The organism is Pseudarthrobacter sp. NamB4, assembly GCF_005796185.1.
Lineage (GTDB): Bacteria > Actinomycetota > Actinomycetes > Actinomycetales > Micrococcaceae > Arthrobacter.
In genome coordinates, this window is the sequence record NZ_VAHM01000009.1 from 124423 (window position 1) to 144095 (window position 19673).

At 59.5% G+C, this 19673-nt stretch carries 19 protein-coding genes; 10 read left to right on the forward strand and 9 right to left on the reverse strand.

Going from position 1 to position 19673, the window contains the following annotated elements:
- The first annotated feature begins 17 nt into the window (after positions 1–17).
- On the forward strand, positions 18–443 hold the full coding sequence (locus tag FDW81_RS10645) for a GNAT family N-acetyltransferase (RefSeq protein ID WP_370278934.1): 426 nt from the start codon (positions 18–20) through the stop codon (positions 441–443).
- Between the two features lie 74 nt (positions 444–517).
- Here FDW81_RS10645 and FDW81_RS10650 read toward each other — a convergent pair whose 3' ends face one another.
- The 4 genes from FDW81_RS10650 to FDW81_RS10665 form a co-directional block, all read right to left on the reverse strand.
- Complete coding sequence (locus FDW81_RS10650) at positions 518–694, reverse strand: CsbD family protein (RefSeq protein ID WP_138134159.1); 177 nt, start codon at positions 692–694, stop codon at positions 518–520.
- 107 nt (positions 695–801) lie between these two features.
- Positions 802–1194, reverse strand: a complete 393-nt coding sequence (locus FDW81_RS10655; RefSeq protein ID WP_138134160.1) for a nuclear transport factor 2 family protein — start codon at positions 1192–1194, stop codon at positions 802–804.
- A 105-nt stretch (positions 1195–1299) separates the two neighbouring features.
- Positions 1300–1983 (reverse strand): hypothetical protein, encoded by a 684-nt coding sequence (locus FDW81_RS10660; RefSeq protein WP_138134161.1) that lies wholly within the window; start codon positions 1981–1983, stop codon positions 1300–1302.
- Positions 1984–1986: 3 nt separating this feature from the next.
- Entirely contained in the window at positions 1987–2502 is a 516-nt protein-coding gene (locus tag FDW81_RS10665) for a hypothetical protein (protein WP_138134162.1), read from the reverse strand.
- A 287-nt stretch (positions 2503–2789) separates the two neighbouring features.
- Here FDW81_RS10665 and FDW81_RS10670 point away from each other — a divergent pair, with 287 nt between their 5' ends.
- The gene (locus tag FDW81_RS10670) at positions 2790–3272 is read left to right on the forward strand and encodes a recombinase family protein (protein ID WP_138134163.1); all 483 of its coding nucleotides are present in this window, start codon (positions 2790–2792) and stop codon (positions 3270–3272) included.
- Positions 3273–3441: 169 nt separating this feature from the next.
- Positions 3442–7038: an NACHT domain-containing NTPase gene (locus FDW81_RS10675; RefSeq protein ID WP_138134164.1), complete on the forward strand. Its 3597-nt coding sequence runs from the start codon at positions 3442–3444 to the stop codon at positions 7036–7038.
- 84 nt (positions 7039–7122) lie between these two features.
- Here FDW81_RS10675 and FDW81_RS18725 read toward each other — a convergent pair whose 3' ends face one another.
- On the reverse strand, positions 7123–7350 hold the full coding sequence (locus tag FDW81_RS18725) for a recombinase family protein (protein WP_138134165.1): 228 nt from the start codon (positions 7348–7350) through the stop codon (positions 7123–7125).
- 211 nt (positions 7351–7561) lie between these two features.
- Here FDW81_RS18725 and FDW81_RS10685 point away from each other — a divergent pair, with 211 nt between their 5' ends.
- Entirely contained in the window at positions 7562–7978 is a 417-nt protein-coding gene (locus tag FDW81_RS10685; RefSeq protein WP_138134166.1) for a hypothetical protein, read from the forward strand.
- A gap of 30 nt (positions 7979–8008) precedes the next feature.
- On the opposite strand, the gene FDW81_RS10690 is transcribed toward FDW81_RS10685, so the two are convergent.
- Entirely contained in the window at positions 8009–8782 is a 774-nt protein-coding gene (locus FDW81_RS10690; RefSeq protein ID WP_138134167.1) for a DUF5677 domain-containing protein, read from the reverse strand.
- Between the two features lie 341 nt (positions 8783–9123).
- Between FDW81_RS10690 and FDW81_RS10695 the strand changes: the two genes are divergently transcribed.
- The 4 genes from FDW81_RS10695 to FDW81_RS10710 all read left to right on the forward strand — a co-directional run bounded on the left by FDW81_RS10695 (position 9124) and on the right by FDW81_RS10710 (position 13195).
- The gene (locus FDW81_RS10695) at positions 9124–9876 is read left to right on the forward strand and encodes a hypothetical protein (protein WP_138134168.1); all 753 of its coding nucleotides are present in this window, start codon (positions 9124–9126) and stop codon (positions 9874–9876) included.
- Between the two features lie 243 nt (positions 9877–10119).
- Entirely contained in the window at positions 10120–10443 is a 324-nt protein-coding gene (locus FDW81_RS10700; protein ID WP_138134169.1) for an Lsr2 family protein, read from the forward strand.
- 653 nt (positions 10444–11096) lie between these two features.
- Entirely contained in the window at positions 11097–12365 is a 1269-nt protein-coding gene (locus FDW81_RS10705) for a HEPN domain-containing protein (protein ID WP_138134170.1), read from the forward strand.
- A gap of 101 nt (positions 12366–12466) precedes the next feature.
- Complete coding sequence (locus tag FDW81_RS10710) at positions 12467–13195, forward strand: DUF5677 domain-containing protein (protein ID WP_138134171.1); 729 nt, start codon at positions 12467–12469, stop codon at positions 13193–13195.
- Between the two features lie 17 nt (positions 13196–13212).
- On the opposite strand, the gene FDW81_RS10715 is transcribed toward FDW81_RS10710, so the two are convergent.
- From FDW81_RS10715 to FDW81_RS10725, 3 genes are all read right to left on the reverse strand, one after another.
- Positions 13213–14430, reverse strand: coding sequence for a hypothetical protein (locus FDW81_RS10715; protein WP_138134172.1), 1218 nt, complete (start codon positions 14428–14430; stop codon positions 13213–13215).
- Positions 14431–14503: 73 nt separating this feature from the next.
- The gene (locus tag FDW81_RS10720; protein ID WP_138134173.1) at positions 14504–14812 is read right to left on the reverse strand and encodes a helix-turn-helix domain-containing protein; all 309 of its coding nucleotides are present in this window, start codon (positions 14810–14812) and stop codon (positions 14504–14506) included.
- 324 nt (positions 14813–15136) lie between these two features.
- Positions 15137–15433 (reverse strand): SOS response-associated peptidase family protein, encoded by a 297-nt coding sequence (locus tag FDW81_RS10725; protein ID WP_240720165.1) that lies wholly within the window; start codon positions 15431–15433, stop codon positions 15137–15139.
- On the opposite strand from FDW81_RS10725, the gene FDW81_RS10730 reads away from it, so the two are divergent.
- Positions 15416–16585, forward strand: coding sequence for a tyrosine-type recombinase/integrase (locus FDW81_RS10730; RefSeq protein ID WP_205754611.1), 1170 nt, complete (start codon positions 15416–15418; stop codon positions 16583–16585). The two genes, FDW81_RS10725 and FDW81_RS10730, sit on opposite strands and share 18 nt — an antisense overlap.
- Positions 16579–19092 (forward strand): site-specific integrase, encoded by a 2514-nt coding sequence (locus tag FDW81_RS10735; protein WP_138134174.1) that lies wholly within the window; start codon positions 16579–16581, stop codon positions 19090–19092. Before FDW81_RS10730 ends, FDW81_RS10735 begins: the two co-directional genes overlap by 7 nt.
- The last annotated feature ends 581 nt before the right edge of the window (positions 19093–19673 follow it).

A 19673-nucleotide genomic window follows, 5' to 3' on the forward strand; every position in this document is an offset into this window, starting at 1 on the left:
CGGGAACACCTTGCGCCATGGGAGCCGATCCGAACCGACAAGTTCTTCACCGTCCAGGGACAGCAGGATGTGCTTACCGGCAGCGCCAGGAAATCGATGCCGGAATCGCCCTGCCGATGGTGCTCGTGCGGGATGGTGAAGTCCTCGGTCTGCTCACCCTCAGCTCGATCGTGCGCGGCGCCTTCCAGAACGCCCACCTTGGCTACTGGATCGACCACACGCTTCAAGGGGCGGGCATCATGACGGCGGCAGTCGCAGCCGCCACACGTATCGCCAAAGACAACCTTGAATTGCACCGCATCGAGGCTACCACCCTGGCACACAACACAGCATCACAGAGGGTTTTGGAGAAGAACGGCTTTGAGCGTTACGGGACAGCACCAGCCTATTTGCGGATCGCCGGGAGCTGGCAGGACCACCGCATGTTCCAGCGAATCCTCTGAACCGGGAGCGTCTCCGGAGCGGGCACGAAAAAAGCGCGCCCCGTTCGCTGAGCGCGCCCTTCCCGTACTGCCAGTCAGTCCTTTTTGAAGGCGTCCTTGACCTTCTCGCCGGCCTGCTTCAGATCGCCCTTGGTCTGGTCGGTCTGGCCTTCAGCCTTCAGGCTCTCATCGCCGCTGGCGTTGCCGGCGGCTTCCTTGCCCTTACCGCCAGCCTTATCGGCAGCGTTCTCAATCTTGTCGCCCAGTCCCATGGTTTTTCCTCCTCTGGTTTTGGCAGCCGTTCGCATTCGGCTATATCCATACTAAGCATGCTTAGTATTAGGTTTTCAAGTCCGCCCACTGGCCCACGGTAAAAAGATCAGGTCCAGAAGTCGGCCGCCATGGTGGTGTCCCCGGCCATTTCAATGCCCTCGGCCACCTTCCCGTCGGAGATGCTGAATACGATGACCTGTCGTTGGTCCAGGGTCTTGCCGTTGCGCTCGGCATGCGTGAACTGAACGCCAACGGTGTACCTGTCACCCGGTGCCACGTCCTCCACGGTGACCTTCACCGAGCCGTTGGACCGCGAAAAGAGTTCGCCGAAATAGGCCAGGATGGCATCCCGCCCCTGCTTGACCCCGGACAGTGGGCCGTTTCCTGCGGCATGCCACACCGCGTCCTCGGGAAACAGGTCTCTAAGCGCATCTGTGTCGCCAGCGCTGAATGCTTCATAGCCTCGCCGAACCAGTGCGGCGTTTTCCTGTGCTCCCATTTCGGCGCCTCCGTCATCATCGTCGGATTCTTGCGAGGCCAGAGTAGGCTCGCCTGACGGGTTTGTCGAGGGCAAGTCCGGCACCGGGCCCCTTGGGTCGCAGACCTAGACGATGTCTCCGTCACGGAGGTGCGTTCGCCGGGAACGGCGGGGGAGTCCCCGGGCCCACCAGGCGATCATCAGGCCCGCGGTGGCGGCCCCACCGGCGTAGACCCAGGGCGAGGACCATGACCCTTCGGGGCTGGGGATGGCGAAGGCAATCACGACTGCAGTCAGTGCCAGGAGGACCTCCACGGACGCCTGCAGGGGCCGGGCCCGGTACTCAGGATCAGTCAGCCGGACCAGGGGAATGACCGGGAGCAGGAACAGGCCGAGACTGGGAATCGGGTAGATGATGTTGAACGTAAAGATCGTCATGCCCAGCAGCAACAGCCCCAGAAACTTCAGCACCTGCACTGCCGGAAGCGGGTTCTCCGGAGTCCACCGGCTCAGCAGCAAGCCCCAGGCCGGCAGACCCAGCAGCCAGCCGCCGCACCACCAGCCAACGTTCGTCAGCGCCAACGGCACGAGCAGGGCACCGGGAAGCAGGAACGCCACGGCCTGCCGCAGGGACGGGAGCTTTCCCGTCGGACCGAAGATGCAGGCCCCGATCAGCAGATAAGTAGCCACGTACCAGGGCAGCAGCTGGATCACAGGGTCGGCCAGGTTGAACACCATCAGGGTCAGCGCGGGAACCATTACGCACACCCCGGCGAAGGCCCATGGACGGCGAGTGTCGGCGGTGGCCATCGGTTACCGGTGCTCCAGCCACCGTGCGTAAAGCTCGCCACTGTTCTTCAGGACGGACGCCGAATAGGCCATGCCGCCGGTGATGCTCGTCAGGGCTGCGGCGACGAAGCCGATGATGGGAAGCAGCTCCGGGAGCTTGCCTTCGGGTACGAACAGGATCAAGGCGGCCACGATCAGTACAGATATGATCGCCGAGATTTTGATGGCCGGTGGATTGGTGCGGAGGGCCTGGTCCACACGGGGGATGTCGGTGGCGGGTTTTGGAAGCTTCCGTGAGAACCGCGCCCCCAGCGTCACGAGCCAGCCCACGGACGAGAGGCCGACACCAAGGGCCATCGCGAAGATGCCCCGTTCAATGTCCTGGCCGAGCAACCCGGAGAGCGCTGCATCGACGGCTCCGGGGATAGCGATGACTGCCCCAAACCACCATGCAAAGAAAACCCAAGTCCGACGCTGCGCATAGCCGAAGGCCTGAGCCCGTGGATCACTTGCCGTCGCGGCGGCATCCCCCAATGTCATGCAGCAGACAATACCTGCATCCGGTCTTTCACGAGCGGCAGGCCGGTGGTACTCGCCGCCTAATCATGGCTGACCAAGCCTTGCCGGGCGGTAGGTGCGCGTTCATGGAATGAGGCAGCCACACGCCGGCAAGTCCAGGCCTAATGCCGTCTCACGAACTATACCTATGGGTGACGTACCCGGAACCCCCGGAAACCAGGCGAAATAGGGCCATTTTTGTCTCATAGAGTCTGTCTCACCGCAATGTCTTATAGAACCCTCAAGGGTCTGCGTGACACTATGTGTGCATGAAGCTGGGGTATGCACGGGTGAGCACCACGGACCAAGACGCGCGGATGCAGGTCGCCGCCCTCGAAGAGGCGGGTGTCGAGAGGGAGCGGATCTTCATCGACCACATGTCGGGAGCGAAAACCGCGAAAGAGCGCCCCGGCCTGACCGAACTGCTGAAGTACGCCCGCGACGGGGACGATGTCTACTGCTGGCGCATCGACCGCCTGGGCCGCTCCCTGATTGATGTGCTGAACACCGTCGACGAGATGACCAAACGGGGGCTCCGGCTGCACTCCATCGTCGACGGAGTTGACCCAAGTACAGCGTCCGTTCTGCGAAGGTCTAGCCGATGTCTCATTCCAGAGAATCACGTGAGAATAGAGCCACGTAGAATGCGGCAATATGGTCCCCATGGACTCAGGCAACTTTTCCAGGCCGCGACCGGCGTCAAATCCATTCGCTGTAGCACCGAGGCCTGGAGGCCCGCGCCCGTCAACTAGGATTCCAAGCCGCCAACCCCGGCCGGGCTCCTCGCGAAATACGCGGTCGGCCTCGGAGCAGCCAGGTAACTCGTTCAAGTATCTGTACTCGCGGCTCAGCGAAGGGGCCTTTCAACAGCTGTGCGGCGCTTTGCTGCGGCTCAAATGCGATCCCGTTCAGTGCTTTCCCGTGGGCATGTCGGATGGCGGTATCGATGCGATCTCGAATGGCAGCATCGTGTACCAAGTCAAATGGTCTAGCAAGGTGCAGCAGAATCCTCACACCTGGTTGAAGTCCGCAATCGATGGCGAACGGGAAAAGATTCAAAAACTGGTGCGCGAAAAGAAAATATCCCGCTACATCCTGATGACGTCTGTGGCAGGGACCACGACCGGGAACGACACCGGAAGCATGCAAAAACTACAGGTGTCCCTGGATGCGTTGACCAAGGAATTCGGGATCCCTGTTGAGTGCTGGTGGCAGGCAGACATCGACGCCGAAGTCGATGCAGCTCCGGACTCCATCAAGTGGTCATACCAGGAAATGCTGGCGGGATCTGAGGCGATCCGCTACCTCATCTTCGCGGCCCACGAGGAGGGCGCAGCTCACGAAATGCGTGAGACGATCCTCAAGGTCATCGCTTCTCAGTGGGGAGACGATTCCAAAATCAAGTTCTCGCAACTCGACATGGATCGCGTGGACATTACGGAGCTCTTCATAGATGTCAAAGCAAGACGCATACAGCAACCGGGGTCTTCCAAAGAGCGTTTCTACGCGGACCACGAGGCGGTAGACGACAACACCGGCGCAGTTGGCTACATGCTCAAATCCCTGTTTCCCTTGACCTACCTTCTTGGTGTTCCCGGCCAGGGAAAGTCCACTCTGGGCCAGTACCTCTGCCAGAGCCATCGAGCTGCAATTGCACCGGACCTCGCGGCAGCAGCGAATTATTTGCCGAAGGTAGAGGAACCGAAGCTTCCATTGCGCCTGGATCTCTCAGACTATGCAATGTGGCTGTCAGGACGTGACCCGTTTGGCGAGGAGGAGCTGGACCGTAAGCCCCGTGATCGGCGCAAGGACCAGCGTTCCCTCGAACTGTTCCTCGTTTCACTATGCACCTTTCACAGCGGTGGTCGACAAGTCACAGTGGAGCGCTTGCAGAGTCTTCTGGACAGGTATCCAAGCCTTCTGGTGTTTGACGGCCTCGATGAGGTCGCCGATCCTCGCCTTCGCAAAATCGTTGTGGAGGAGATTAACCGATTCTCCATGCGAATGGGCCGCTCAGAGGCAAAGAGACGTTTTCAGATTCTGGTTACGGCCAGACCCAACGCTTCTAGCCTGCCCGAACCGGACAAAGAAATCTTTCAAACTCTTGAGCTGTGCCCGCTGGATGTCAAGCTGCAGCGCCAGTTCGTCAACCGATGGGCAGAGCTAAATGGCATACGAGGAATGGCGCGGACGAAACTCAGACGAACATTCGAGGAGCGGACGACCTACGATCATGTTGCCCAACTCGCTGACAACCCGATGCAATTGACGATTCTGCTGTTCTTGATCAGCAGAAAAGGTGATGCCGTTCCCATCAGTAGAACGCCGCTTTACTCGGATTACATGAACACTTTCATGGACAGGGAAGTGAGCAGGCAGCAGATCCAGCGGGATCATGTTCCCCACGTCATCGAAGTAACTTCTTTCCTCGGGTGGCATATGCAATCTGGTGTGGAGGGAAAGCGTGGGGCTGACCGAATGACGCTGCAAGCGATCCAAGACACGCTCTACTTATACTTCCGTCGTACGGACGGGCCCACGGAGCGGGCTGCAGAACTTTTCCAGGCAGTGACGGACCGTTTTTGGGCATTAACCAGCAAGTCCGAAGGAACTTTTGAATTCGCGGTGCAGCCTGTCCGCGAATACTTTGCCGCAAGATTTCTCGCCGAGTGGGCTGGGGAGGACAGTAGGGAACCACTGTCGAAATCCGACATCCTACGGCAGCTCATTAGGCGGAACTACTGGCTGAACACAGCCAGGTTTTACGCCGGCTTCGCAAATCCAAATGAGCTTGCAAGCCTTAGGTACGGGTTTGACGAAGCGCTGGCTGAGGCCCGGCATCCTTTGCAGGAACGTGTAGCCGTGTGGACGATACTGAGCGACGGAATATTCACTAACAAAACAGCCGTGCAACGCGACGTTGCGAAACTACTGACCGACGATCTCACCGTACGGCTGGCTACAAATCAGAGGGCAAGCGGCAACGTATTTCCACGACTAGGAACCTCCTCTGGAGGGGACGAACTGAAGTGCGCCTTGCTCAATGACATTGAGCGGGCACCGGATGCCGATATGTCTTCCGCCCGAGTCGACATGCTCCGACAGCATTCCCTTATCAGCGGCAAAGAGTTTGCAGACTGGTGGCGAGCCCGAGCTACGGCTGCTTTGGGTACTCCTCTAGAGTCCGCCTGGCTTGCCCTCGGGGGCAGATTCGGAGTCCCGAAGCTTACTCCTACTGCCGCCCAAGGCCTTCAGCTCGCCGACGCAGACGCTTGCCGATCGGCCTTGCTGGCGGGGGCGTCGCCTGCAAACGGAACCGACGAGAACGCCCGGCTACTCCGCTCCGTCCTTGACGGCTGGTGTTCTGAGGTGGAGACAACCAGCTCGAGCCACGCGGGCAATCTGCTCCGGAGCATGCGGCCCTTTTGGTTCATTAGGCTGGCTGAGGAAGGCCGGGAAGGGTACGCTTTCGCCTCGGGCCATTTTTGGGCCGACCAGCCGGAAAAGTCCCCACGGGCGGAGGCATTTAGGGCTCTCGTCGAAGCGGATGCTGCATACAAGCGTCTTCAGCAGGCGGCGAGGTCACAGGCGATGGGGCAAAAGGGCACAACGGAACCCTGGCAGAACGCGGCGCGAGAACTGGCGCGGCTGCACGGGCCATGTTGGCTGGCATCAGACATAGCCGTTATTGGCGCTGCAACTCAGACTACGAGAGCTGAGGGATCGGTAGACAAGGAGGGGGAGCCATTTGGCCCCGCCACAGACTATGGCACGCTCGTCATGCACCTCCGCAGGGGACAGCAGACAGACTGGTGGCAGAGGACGTTCGACCGGTACCCGGACTCGCTTTCCAGGAGGACATGGGCTTTTGCCCTCCTGGCCACGGCGACAGAAGACATCGTGCTGCAGCACCTGGCCAAGGTTGCAGAGGTTCTGGACGCAGCATCGGCTGACGATTTCGATGCATTCGCCATGTCAACAAGCCGGCTCGGGGCAACACGTATCCCGCGACGCCTCGGAAACGCTGCCCTGCGCGCCGCGGCGAAGTACACGGATCGCCTGGCACTTGTCGTTTCCCATCTCGCGGCCGAGCACGAGGGACGTGACCCATTGGAGCCGCTTACCGATGAACAACTTCGGGGCATGGCTTCGGCAGCGCCTCATCATTGGAGTGTTGCCCGGGCGGTCACCGATCGTCTGCTTCGGACTTATAACGAGACGCTTATGGCGGCGTTGGCCAGCTTGGGGCCGGATTGCGTCGTAAGCCTTGGGTACGTGGAGTCGCCGGCTGACAACCGAATAACACAGCGGGTCCTGCAGAATCCTGCCATCTACCCGGGCTCTTGGGTTCGGGCCGCAGAAAGCTGGTACTCGTCGTCCAACAACGAATCGCCGCTGGCAGAAGAAGCTTCAGAGCATGCCTGGTGCCCGACGTTCCGCGCATATGATCAGGTTTTGCGAACACGGGTCACCGTCTCATCCAGATTGTCAGAGTGTCTCCCTAAGCTCTGGGCATGACCACTTCGAACTCCTCGTAGAGGTGTCAATGCCTTGGTCCAAGACGGTGAGGGTTACCCCCTTCCTATTGAGTTCACCGGATACTTAGATAAGGTGGCTCAGCGACCGCCCAGCACGGTCGAGACGCGTGATAACCAAAGAATCCCCCTCCCGCAAGCCCTTACGGCAGGCGTCCCACTGTGGGCGTGAGGGTGAGCTACCAGTGACGACGTCCGAGTAAATTACAGTGCAGCCTGCAGCTTTCAGTTGAAATTCCTGAGCTTCCAGTGACTGACTTGCTGTGGACACCCTTGCATAACCGATGTGTGCCAAGCTCTCACCTCTCCGCTAGTTACGGCGCGACTCTCAAAACACGCACCTAATTGAGGGATAGTTTTTTGCGATGATTTCGAGAGTGCTGGGAGGGTCTGACAGGCCATACGCGCGGCTCTTGCACATACGATCGTGATTCTGAGGGCCCGAGAAGGCCGCGTCCCCAAGTCATTTGCCCATGTGAAATGCTTACTGAATGCAAACTTGGGTCGTGATATTGGAGATATTGGGTGGCTTAGCCGCAGCTGCTGCGCTGGTCGTTGGAATTATGTGGGCAAAGCAGGATCATACTGATACGACACAACGCGACAGCGCCATCGGCTCGCTTCATACGGAGATTTCAAATCTGGAGACTGAGGCAGAAAAAGTTAGGTCTTGGCTCCGCACCCCGACAACGGATGAATCCAGAGTCAGGGACGAGAAGAAGGCCGAGCTGAACTCGATCCAAGAACGTCTCGCAGAGGCTCGTGGCAAGCTCAAAGCCATGGAAGGCAACGCCCAAGGTGTTCCAGTGGCGGTGAGCCGGAAGGCCTTCGAACGGGCTAAGACGGCTGGGGTCCTCGGCATGGCGGCAATCATCTTTGGATCGGCCGCCGGCGTCCTGGGTGTTTTTACGGGTGAGCAGTAGGCAAAGCCCCGCGGTGGCAGCGCCGACTGCTCAGGTATCATGGCGGATCTCGTGGGGAACCGGTAGCCCGAGCTCTTCTCCCTGGCGTACCATAAGCGACCTCACAGCTGGCAGGATTTCCTCCAAATCAGCGGACAGGATGCTGCTTTCAAAGATCTGATTGACGCAAAGCAGCGCTTCAATCAAGTGAACGACGCAGAAGCCTGCCTGATCGACCGGTGAGCCTGGGTCGACGAGTGGGACCGGCTTGCCCGAGCTGAGGTCCAGGTAAGGCGAGGCCGACTGCCAGCATGGATGGGACTGCGCGGTCTCCGCGAGATACAGGACCATGTCATCGGATGTTCCAAACTTTTCGCAGCGAGCCTTGAAGGCCAAGAGGTTGTCGTGCTGCCGGTCAAGGCCTTCGCCGTCCTGAACCACCGCATCGAACAGGTCTAGGTCTACCGAGGTCCAGTTTGCATTTCGCACCGCTTCCCTACGCTTCCGGGCATCATTGCTGGCCCCGCGTCGCAATATCCCCGCGGCCACGCTTCCCTGAGCGGCGAGCCATTTGAGTGCCACTACATGTTCGAGAACCGACCGGCGGATAGGAGCTGCTTCGACTTGGAACCCCTCTTCTTCAAGCATGAGGACCGCTTGGATACCGCGGTGGCAACGCATGAACCATCCGTAGGCCACGTGGGCAACTTCCCGGTAAGGTTCGCGGACTCCTACCTCGGAATCTGTTCCACTTTCACGGGGGTGGAGCGACAGGAGCCTCGGAAGAAAAGCCCGGTATTCCTCTTCAACAGATAAGAAACTCATGCCCAGACTCTAGTCCGGGGGACACCTGCCATGGGTGATGGGGATAGTTTCCTGTGGAGCGAATCGATTCGCGAGCAAGCTCTATGTTGGCGTCTACTTACATTGGTTAGTTGCCAGCCCAGGGCATCACTCTAGGACCGGGTGAGGGTTAGGCTTATCGCCGCCCCAATCCGATGGGGGAGGTGTAGTGGGCTGCCTTATATAGACTGGCGAGCGTGGCGGACGAAGCAAGAAACTATAGTGCGGGGACGAGGGCAGCCCTTTTTGCCCTGTGTAGAGGGACGTGCTACTTCCGGGGCTGCAGGAAGCCAGTCGTTGAAGAGACTGAGGGAGAGCAGCTGGTGGCCGTGCAGATTGCACACATAAAGGGCGCCAACGAAGGTTCAGCCCGTTACGACCCCACGATGACTGATGCTGAACGCGCAGCTTTCAGCAACCTGATGCTAATGTGCACAACGCATCACAAGCTTATCGATGGACCCAAAGGTGGGGACTACCCTGTAGAGCTCCTGCAAGGCTGGAAAGCAGACCATGAACTAGGGGTCGGCGCGCTTCCTGACGGTGCGATCACCGCGGACAACTTTGAACAGCTACTCGATAGCTTTGTATCGCGACTCGCCCCGTTCCGAGAAATTGCTGTGGATCTTGAGGCCTCGCTGTGGATCCCGGGCAACACGGCGAGAATGCCGTTTCGAGATCTGGCGACCGTATTGGCGGGAAACCCGCACCTCAAAACTTTTGAACGGGGCGTCGTTACGACCGTCAGAAACACCGGAACTGCCGATGTTACAGTCGCTGACATCTCTTTGTTGCATGTGCTTGGCGAGTCGGCTGAAGCGGCCGCAGCAGAGGTCACGCTGATGGGGCGCAATGACTATTTGCACTTTCAGAAGCTGCCTCACAGGCTGTCGAACGGTGACTCTATGGACTGGCTGACAAAATCGGCAACTATCGCGGAGGTAGAAGCCGCTGCAGTAGCTCAGGGCAAACAGTATTCGGCACTCTACGCGAGGGTACGTCTCGCATCGGGCGAGCAATTCAAGTCTCCGCCGATCCCCTGGCCAGAAGTGGCTATTATCCTGGCCCACGACTGACAGCCGGCCAGTGCGAGCAATGGAGTCAGGCCAGCGGCTTCAATCCTCGCCTCAAGGGATCGGGTTATTTCGCACCGGGCTGGGGCGCCACCCAGCTGCCGCTTGGGTCGCCGTTGTCGGCATTTTCGCCGGGTAAGCAGGCACGCTGAGTTCGTTCCAATTCGGAGCGCATGCACATATGGCCCTGATCACCTGCTGGCGTTGCGCCACATCGTAAGGTTACTGACTGGTTAGGATCGTCGGATGGCTACACGCACCGTGATTGAACTGATCGATGACCTCGACGGATCCGAGGCGACTGAGACCGTCCGCTTTGCATTGGACGGCATTGAGTATGAGATTGATTTGGCGGATCAGAAGGCGCGAGAACTTCGGAGTGAGCTGGAACGATTTGTGGAGGCTGCCCGTAGAGAGTCTGCCCGGGACGCTCCCACGGTCCGCCGACTGCCGCCGGCGGTGGACACGAAGGCAGTTCGTGCCTGGGCAGCTGAGAATGGTGTCGAGGTGAACCCGCGCGGCCGCATCAGGGAGGACGTCGTGCAAACGTATCTGGCTTCTCTGAGCTAGGGGGCGTACTCCGCGACCCTTTGTAGGTATGGAGGCAGTGAGCTCTTCACTCGGCTTGTTCGATATTCCTTTAAGCGTTCGTTGCCCGTCGCTACCAGACGACCGCCCCACCCGGTTCTGCATTTGGCGGCTCGAGTGGTTCCGATAGCGGTCGCCTAACGGCCCTAGCGCGCTTCAATAGACGATCCCCTTGTGGGCTGGCTGTGCGCCAAATAGCGCCGCGAAAACACCGCCATTTATCGCAGAAAGTCACCCGCGAGGGTCGAGCTCCGAGGAGCCAGCTCCTCAAAAAGGGTCGTTTTTGACTTGTGCATTGAGATTTCCAATCGGGTCGGCGGTCCTAAGTCTGCAAAGTTCTGAGCGACCCGACATCCGTCTCCTAAGCTGTCTAAATGGCCGAAGAGAAACCGCCTCTAAAACTGCTCGTGGAACCTGACGAGTATCTGTGCACGTGGCTATTACCTGGCCCTAACGGGGGTGAGAGTGAGCACGCCGGCGCTCTCGACCTCCCGGCGAACCGTCCTCCCACCGGGTCGGTGTACGGCAACATCCCAATTCAGTGGAACGAAACGGCAACAGGGCAACGGAGTGCTGGATTCCCGCAAGAGGTCCAGCTGCCCCGTCTGCGAGCACGTCTCGCAAACGGTCACGACGTGGATCTGATCGATGCCTCCATTACTTACTGGCTCCCGGAGCACGGCCGTATCAGCGCGGGTACCGCCATTGTTGGCGCTCCCGACGGGCTTCGTGGATGTGGTACGAAGACCGCGTCGGAGGTGCAAGATGAGGAACAGGCAGCAAACCAGTCAGTGGTTCCGACCTACTCGCGTGTGAGCGCGCAAGTTGGCGCGCTCGATGCAGTCGCAGGCGCCGCTCCGTTCTCAGGTTGGACGTTCCCGAAAGGTGGGGAGGGCCGGCACCTGGAGGGCGACTGGACTGTGTCTGGCAATCCTGACTCGTCCCAGAAGTGGAGCGACGATGACGTCACCGTGCGCTTAGAGTACGACGCCGCCATCGGGATCGGCAACGCTTATGCGTTCAGGTTCGTCGTGAGCCCGGTCGTCCGGATCGAGTCACGAAAGGCATTGACGGTGCGCGACTGGGTGGACCGGTGGATCGTCCCCCTTCGACGTATTGTCTCGATCGCCACGGGAGATGCGCAGCCGCTCACCTATCTGGCCGTTGACGCGAGCGGCGTCGACAGGTCACGTGCACACAAACGACGGCAGGTCTACGGGTCGGGAATCACACAGGAGCCGTATCAGTCCGACCACGCAGCGGTGCGCAAGTCTTCAACAGCAGTGCATATCGCCGTCGATGGACTGTCTCTGCTCGACATGCTCAGGCGCTGGCAAGGGCTTGAGGACGATCATCACCCGCTAATCGAGACCTACGGGGCGATGTTGTCGGCGACCGACGAGCATCCCCGCTCCCGCTTCCTTCTACTCGTACAAGCGCTGGAGGGCCTACACGGGCACGAGACCGCCGCTGCTTACGAAGAGCGAAGGAACCATCACACAGAGGAACGCAAAACACTCATCGAGGCGATCCAAGATGCCGGCATTCTCAATTCTCAACAACTGAAGTTCGTTAAAAAGAACCTCACCAAGAATCCGCCTCGCGGGCTGAATGAGGCCTTGCATCACCTGCTGGGTGAACTGCCTGTGGATCTCACTCCGCGGCTGGCAGCCTGCAAGTTGTTGAGGAACTACCTGACCGAGGCCCAAGGGCCCGAAGCGCAGCGCGTCGCCTACGCGTTAAGCCGAGTTCGCAACGATCTGGCCCACGGTAACAAGGGTTTCGACGCTTATGACCTCCATGAGACGGTGCGGGTACTCGAGCGCATCGTGCGTGCGCACGCTCTGCGCCTGTTGGGGTGTCCCGAACCCGTCTTGGAGCGCGTCTGCAACCTGGACCAGTAATAGTTTTTTAGCGTCGGCAGATCAGTGGGAATGGGTCGTTTTCGCGGGCCTCTTTGACGGTGTCTTCGGCCTTGGGCCCCCAAAGCCGCATACTTGGTTGAGTGATCACTCCTCTCTTGACCCCGCCCTCGCCCACCATCGAGGCATGGCTGGGATTCATCGAAGAGCGTGAGCGACGGCTGCATGACGCAGATTCATTCGAGGTCGCTGTAGAACACCAAGTGGAGTTCCAAACTGTGTACGGCATCTGTGCGCAGTCGATACGCTACGCGGGCGCATACGTGGTACTGCACCGCGCCGGGCGCTCTCGAGAGGCTGTGGCAGTCGCCCGGCAGGCACTTGAGCATGCCTTGACCGCGCAATGGGCGCACTATGACGAGAGTGGGCCTGACCAGCTGATTGAGGGCTATCACCATTCCCGTCAACGCGTGTTCCAGGCTGTCACGAAGTACCTGAACATGCCCCAGGATGAAATCGACGCGGCTATCGAGTCGATGCCGACCAAGGGAAAAAAGCTGCTCCGCGTCACGGACATGATTGAGCAGGTCGATTACAACGCGACGTTCAAGACTGCGTACATGCAGCAATCGCAGATTGTCCATGTCACAGGTGAGACGGTAACGGCCTTCTTAGACTTGGACGACGAGAAGCAGTTCATACTCCTGAGCGAGGCCGACGACCCTTACGAGCGCCAAACTGCACATTTCACAGCCATGGCGACGATGTTCGCATCGTGGGTCCTTGAGTCGCTTCGAGTCGACACACCTGGTCTCGCCGAGCTGGATCAACTCTCCGATGAACTTGCTCTACCACTCAACATCCGTGATTGATCCGGTGACCACGGTGTCTAGAAGCGGTTAGCAGAATCCTCGATGGTTGCATTTCTCATGGTCCAGCCAGCGGGATCTATCTCGCGGCGGCCGCCCCACCATCCTCCGTAGTTCCATGACTGTCCTTTAGCCATCTCTATGACTTCGAGAATTGAATCTGCGATTTTCTGACTTGAGATGTCTCCGAATATCTGTGCTCTGGCCTCCGGCTTATTCTCAACCAGGTGGAGCGCTGGCGTGATCCTGTACTGGTGGTAGGCGGCGCAACTCGGGTAGTAGGCAGCCGAAGAGGATGCGTCCTCGTTCGAGGCCAGGGATAGGCAGCACCAGAGAAAATCAAACTGACACAAGGAATCGAGGAAGGCTTCGCCTGATTCTCCGTCGTCAGCAATCTGCATGTCGGGTCTTAGATCTGGAGTGTGGCGTAGAAGTGCGGCGGACATTGCAATGAGGTTCCCGCCCTTTTCAGTTTCATCGGACCGGACAAGGAGGCCCGCCCTGGACGCCTCAGTTATTGCATGTCGAATCCAGGATCTGTAGGAGTAGACGCTGTCGCCGATTGACCTCAAAACAATCGTGGGTAAAGCCTCGTACTGGCCGTTGCGGACAGCGGCGGCCCCTACCGCCATGACCCGTTGAATAATGGCGAGCCAATTGGCCTGCGCACCTTGTTTACCTTGGATTCTTCCCGGGGTAAGCAGATAGCCTTCGTACAAGTTAGAAAGCGCGTCCATGGCGAGTTTGACGGAGGCAATGTCGCCTACGATCACAGCTTCTACCGCGACTGCAGCGATCCTGTCGAGCGCTGTTGACCTCTGCTCCTCAGTCTCTCCTTGGAGGTAAGCATTCTTCGCCGCAGCCAGGAATTTCCGAAGGGCACGAACGTTACCGTCATTCAGGGTCGCGCTTACGGCGTCCGCAAATGTCGCTGCGTCCATGGCCAGGTCGGGAACAATCATTGGCCGGGTGCCCGCGGTGCCGACCATCTGCAGAGTTCTATGGATAAGTGCGTCCACATCTTGACGTGATTCAGCACGTTGTTGGTTCCTGAAGTTAGCCAGAACATTGGCCCACGTTCTGTGTGTAACTACGGCATTGGATGTTCCCTCGCGGGTGTACACGACTCCGCGGTTGAACCGGGTAACGTCCTTCCCGCTTGGGGCCTTGGTGATGCCGTCCTTTGCCATCACCGCCGGTATTCCGTCTGCTGGAGGCGGGATGAAGATGAGGGCCATTCGGGCAGGTTCCCCTGCCAGCTGAAGTGTGTGTACCTGAGCCCGTATGTCGATTGGCGCATCGACATACGGCCTAACAATCTCGGTGAGAGCAGCGGAATCGAACATCTTTTGTTGGGGCCAAGTACCCTGGGGCGGGCGTTCCGTCATCATTCGCGCCGATGACCAAATAACCGCCGTGAGGTTGGTTCATCATGGCGGCGCAGTCCTTGATGAAATCGAGTTTTTTCAGCGGCTCGTTGAGGTTTAGTTCCTTCTTGAAGTCCAGGGATGAGTGTTCCGCTCCAAGGGCAAGGAGCTCTGCGAGCTTTTCCTCGCTGACCTGGCCGTCGAAGGTAAAAGCTCGGGCTGGGCCTGCGGGTTCTGGCGCTGTTTCGCTCATCAGTTCATCCTAGGAAGGTTTTCGCCAAGTAGTGGAGGCTACATCGGTCAGGACCGGAGATGTGGAAGGGCTGGCACCTGTGGACTGGTCCCAGAAAGTTGGACTCGATAATGTGCGGGTTCCACTTTAGCGGCCAGAGATCGGCCCTTCAAAGAAGTCCTCCTCCCACGGGGACTCCTGTCGTTGCTGGTGCAGAGCCGTCGACCGACAGAGCTACTTGGTGAATTTCTTCCCGAGGATTCTGCCCATTCCAATGTCAATAGACACCCGATTCGCATTACACAGCGGTTCCGGCCGCTTCTGTAGCGACCTGCTCTTAGCTGCTCACTCGGCCGGCTCCAGCAGTTCAGGCCCGTTGTTGCGGACGCTGTTCACCCGGCCACTGACGATCCGCGGGGTCAGGTTCGGCTCCGGTAGGGAATCCAGCAGGTGCTGGATGTCGGCCTTGTCGATCAGGTCCGGATCCAGCCATTCACCGAATCGGTCCCGTGGAATGATTGCCGGCGACCGGTCGTGGACGTGGCTTATCTGGGGGTGGTTCTGGGGTGAGTCACGTCGGCGTGGCGTCGAAATTCGATCGTGCCTTCCTTTTATCCTCGGGGTGTGAGCGACGTTGCTCAAGCTTCTGCGATTGGCCGGTTCCGTGCCGAGCGGGCCGTGGTCTCCCCTGGGGAGACGTCATGGGTCGTTATCGACTCTGACTGGAACCTGCACGTTGAGGCGTGCGCCTATCTGGCTTCGCTACGGGCCGCAGATCGCTCACTCAACACGGAACGTGTCTACGCAGGTCGGGTAGCGCTCTTCTTGAACTACTGTGAGCAGTCCGGAGTGGACTGGCACGATCCAGAGTTCACAGAGCTGCACGCTTTTCTCCGCTGGTTGATCACAGAGCCCGTTCGGCACCCCGGCGGGAAAAGCACCGCGCGCTTGAGGTCAAAGGGCACGGCCAACGCGATCGTGACCACGACTAGCGAGTTTCTCAAGTTCGGTGCGAGGCTCGGGTGGGTCGCGCCCCGGGTTTCAGCACTCCTTTCACAGCCCAAATACCTCCGCTATGTCCCTCCCGAATTTGATGCCGGGGAGCGGGACCAGTTCCGCACAACGCAGGAACGGACGCTCAAGTTTCGGGCCCAGACGACAGAGCCGGCATTGCTCATGGACGAAGAGACAGCAGTGGTGGTCTGCGCGGCCGCGAATGCGCGCGACCGCTTTCTGGTCACCGCGCTGTTGGAGACGGGGATGCGCATCGGCGAGGCGTTAGGGCTGAGGAGATCCGATCTGCATTTCCTGGCCCGCTCGGAAGCGTTGGGCTGTGGGATACCCGGGCCTCATCTGCATGTCATAAGACGGCCAAACGAGAACGGTGCACTCGCGAAGTCACGCACTCCTCGAACAATCCCGGTGACCCAGAAGATGGTGGCCGCCTACTCCGACTACCTGTTCGAGCGCGATCGCTTGGACCGTGGGGCCGCCAATGATGCGGTTTTCGTCAACCTGTTCCGTGAACCACGCGGCCGGTCAATGACCTATGCGAATGCCAAGGAGATGATGGACCGTTTGGCGCGTGACTGTGGCTTCACTGTCCGGCCACACATGATGCGACACACGGCCGCGACGAGGTGGATCGAAGCCGGAGTCGATCCCGACGTCGTGCAGGCACTATTGGGCCACGTTTCCTTCGCATCCACTCAGCGCTACATCCACGCGTCGAGAAAACGGATGCGGGAAGCAGTCGAAAGCACCGCCAAGACCAGGAGAGACCTACCATGGTGAGTGATTCAACCCTCGTTGAACCAGCGATCGATCAGACCACGCCGAACCGGCTGGCACTGGCTTTGGATCACGAAGCTTGGCTGCGATGGTTGGAAGGGAGAATCGATCCTAACTGGCGGCCGGGCGAATGGGACGCGGACAACTGGTTCTTCGACGGCGACCCGGACCGCGAGGACAACATCATCACGCGCTGCACTGTCCAGCGATGCGGAGCAAAGCTGGAAGGTGGAGCCCTCTGCACCACCTGCTTGAAAACCTGGAAGTCATCCGATCTTGCGCTTGACGTCTTTACAGCTGAGTATTCGCCGCCGCGCGGTAAGGTCCTCCCGGGTAAACAGCCTGACGGATGTCTCGTCAGGAAAGGAGCGATCCCTTGTGCACGGCCAGCGATCTGCCAGGGCCTATGCCGCAGCCACTACGGCGCGCTTCGATACCAGCGGGGCCGGGACACTTCCCTTACCCTCGGAACCTGGTTGGCCGCCGGCCAAAATCCCTACCCGGCAGATGAAAGCCTATGCACGGTGCACCAATGCGATCAACGACCGGATCTGCGGGACGGGCTGTGCCGCTATCACCACGGGCTTTACCGGCGCGAAGGACTCGGAGCATCCGTATTGGAGTGGGCAGCCACAGCCCACCCGCACCTGACCGAAGGCCAGTTCTCGATGCTCCCGCTGTGCCCTCTCGTCCGCGCGGAGATGCTTTACGCCCTCCAGCGCCGTGACGCATCAGGCGACCGCCTCGTTCCCAAGATGCTCAGAAGACTCGTCAAGGACACTAAGCATCATGAGCATCTGGTTGGTTTAACTCCTCACCAGCTCAGCCCTCAGGGTGGCAGCAAAGACCTGGACAGTCACCGACGTGACATAGTCCATTGGCTGCAGGCAGGCTACGAGGACATGACCGGTGGCGACCCCACCCGACGCTTGGTTTGGGACTTCACGACTCTTGACCTGCGGGGCAGCACCCGGACCAAGCATCGCCGAATGCACAGCGGTCAGGCCGATTTCACGGTGATCAGCCAGACGTGGCTTAGAGACCTCGCCATGGAAAAATGCCGGACCTTTGAGACAAGCACCAAAATCCGCGAACTGCTCACGGCCGTCGAGGTGGCGTCACGGGCTCTCGAAGCTACCGCGGACGGCGGATACCAAGTCGAGGACCTTGGACCACACCATTTGGACGCCATCACCCAGGCCTTCAGGGAGTGGGCGCACCCGGACGGACAACCACGCAGCAGTACCCGCCGATACGTCGGGCTCGAGGCCGTGTTCGCCTTGGTGGATTTCGGCCACCAATCCCGCATGATCGAGGGCATCACAGACGCGTTCCTGCGGGACCCCGAAGCCCATCGCCTCCAACTGGAACCAAAGTCCCGGGAAGAAGTCGGCAAAGCCATCCCAGAAGAAGTCATCACCCAACTCGATCAGAAACTGGACCAGCTCGAATGCAACGCCGACTACCCCGAAATGGCCGAGGATCATCAGCGCCTCCTGATCCGAACCCTCTACATCGTCTTGCGCGACACGGGCCGTCGGCCAAACGAAGTGTGCGCACTCCGCAAAGACTGTGTTGAGTTCGACCATGACGGACCAGTGCTGATCTGGGACAACACCAAGGCTGGCCGGAACCGGCGGCGTCTACCCATCCCGTCGGTGACTAACGAATCCATCGCCGCCTGGCGTGAGGTCAGAAACACGCTGTCCACCGGAGATGCCCGCGATAACTACCTCTTTCCCTCCGGAACGCCCGACCGCATCGATCCCCACTTCCGGCCCGCAAGCCTGGCACGGTCCCTAAAAATCTGGGTCGACGGAATGCCGGATCTAGTCAGTGACGCGGTCGATGCCAGGGGCAACCGCGTCCCGTTCGACCGTCTGATCTATCCCTACGCATTCCGGCACTCCTACGCCCAACGCCACGCCGACGCCGGAGTCCAGATAGATGTCTTGTGTGAGCTGATGGACCATCGAAGTATCTCAACCACCCAGATCTACTATCGGGTAAACCAAAAGCGGAAACGCGAAGCAATCCGAACCCTGAGCAGGCACGTCACAGACCGCCACGGAATTGCCGCACCCACCGCTTCCACTACGGCCTACGAGATGCGCTCGGTAGCGGCACCGTTTGGCAACTGCGTCGAGCCATCGAACGTCAAAGCCGGCGGAGGAAGCTGCCCCATCCGGTTCCAATGCTCAGGCTGCGGCTTTTACCGCCCCGATCCGTCTTATCTGCCCGTGATCGAGGACCACATTCGCTCACTGAAGGCTGACCGCGAAACAGCTGCTGCCATGGACGTCGACGACTACGTACTGCGCAACCTTGACGCCCAGATAGAAAGCTACCGGCACGTGCTCGACGTCATGAAGGAGCATCTGGACGCCCTCCCAGAAGACGAGCGACACGAAGTCGAGCAGGCCGGCACGCTGCTACGCCGCCTACGCGCCGGAGGCAGCAGCAGAACACCGCTGCCACTCACCGTCAAAAACCGGGCGCACACCTCATGACGCAAACGCAGCAGGCAAAACCACACCCAGGACGCCCGCCCAAGTACTGCTGGAATTCCGGCAGAAAGAGAGCCGCGAGAAACGCGCAGCTGTCGAGCAGCAACTCGTCGCGATGCTCACCGACGGTGATCCCATCACCTACATCAAGGTCGCGCGCAGGGCGAAAGTCTCCACAGGCTCGTCTATTCACCAGGGACCCGAGAACAAATCAAAGAGGCCATCAACAAGCAACAACAACCCAAGCAGACCCCCAACAGCCAACCCGCAGGAATCGATTCCCTTCGAACCGATCTCGCACTGGCCAGGCAAGAAATCAGCACACTCCGCCAAGAACGCGAGGACCTGCGAGCAAACCTCAGACAGGCCCTCGGCCGCCAACTGAACAACCTCAGCACCGCCCCTCTGGTCGACCGGCTCAACCGCCTCGCAGGCGAACTGGCGGAAGCCCGCGCATCGAACACCGAACTGAACCTACAGATCACAGCCCTTCAGGACGACCTCGCCGCGGCCAGGACCAGTCTGCGGCGCATGATCCGAGAGCAGAACACGGACACTCTCAAATAGCGTCATTCAACGATCGG

Bases quoted from the DNA above. Each gene is read 5' to 3' on its own strand.
- FDW81_RS10735 (WP_138134174.1), top strand. From the start codon at position 16,579: ATGGTGAGTGATTCAACCCTCGTTGAACCAGCGATCGATCAGACCACG.
- FDW81_RS10655 (WP_138134160.1), bottom strand. From the start codon at position 1,194: ATGGGAGCACAGGAAAACGCCGCACTGGTTCGGCGAGGCTATGAAGCA.
- FDW81_RS10665 (WP_138134162.1), bottom strand. From the start codon at position 2,502: ATGACATTGGGGGATGCCGCCGCGACGGCAAGTGATCCACGGGCTCAG.
- FDW81_RS10670 (WP_138134163.1), top strand. From the start codon at position 2,790: ATGAAGCTGGGGTATGCACGGGTGAGCACCACGGACCAAGACGCGCGG.
- FDW81_RS10720 (WP_138134173.1), bottom strand. From the start codon at position 14,812: ATGAGCGAAACAGCGCCAGAACCCGCAGGCCCAGCCCGAGCTTTTACC.
- FDW81_RS10700 (WP_138134169.1), top strand. From the start codon at position 10,120: ATGGCTACACGCACCGTGATTGAACTGATCGATGACCTCGACGGATCC.
- FDW81_RS10660 (WP_138134161.1), bottom strand. From the start codon at position 1,983: ATGGCCACCGCCGACACTCGCCGTCCATGGGCCTTCGCCGGGGTGTGC.
- FDW81_RS10645 (WP_370278934.1), top strand. From the start codon at position 18: ATGGGAGCCGATCCGAACCGACAAGTTCTTCACCGTCCAGGGACAGCA.
- FDW81_RS10715 (WP_138134172.1), bottom strand. From the start codon at position 14,430: ATGGCCCTCATCTTCATCCCGCCTCCAGCAGACGGAATACCGGCGGTG.
- FDW81_RS10650 (WP_138134159.1), bottom strand. From the start codon at position 694: ATGGGACTGGGCGACAAGATTGAGAACGCTGCCGATAAGGCTGGCGGT.
- FDW81_RS10690 (WP_138134167.1), bottom strand. From the start codon at position 8,782: ATGAGTTTCTTATCTGTTGAAGAGGAATACCGGGCTTTTCTTCCGAGG.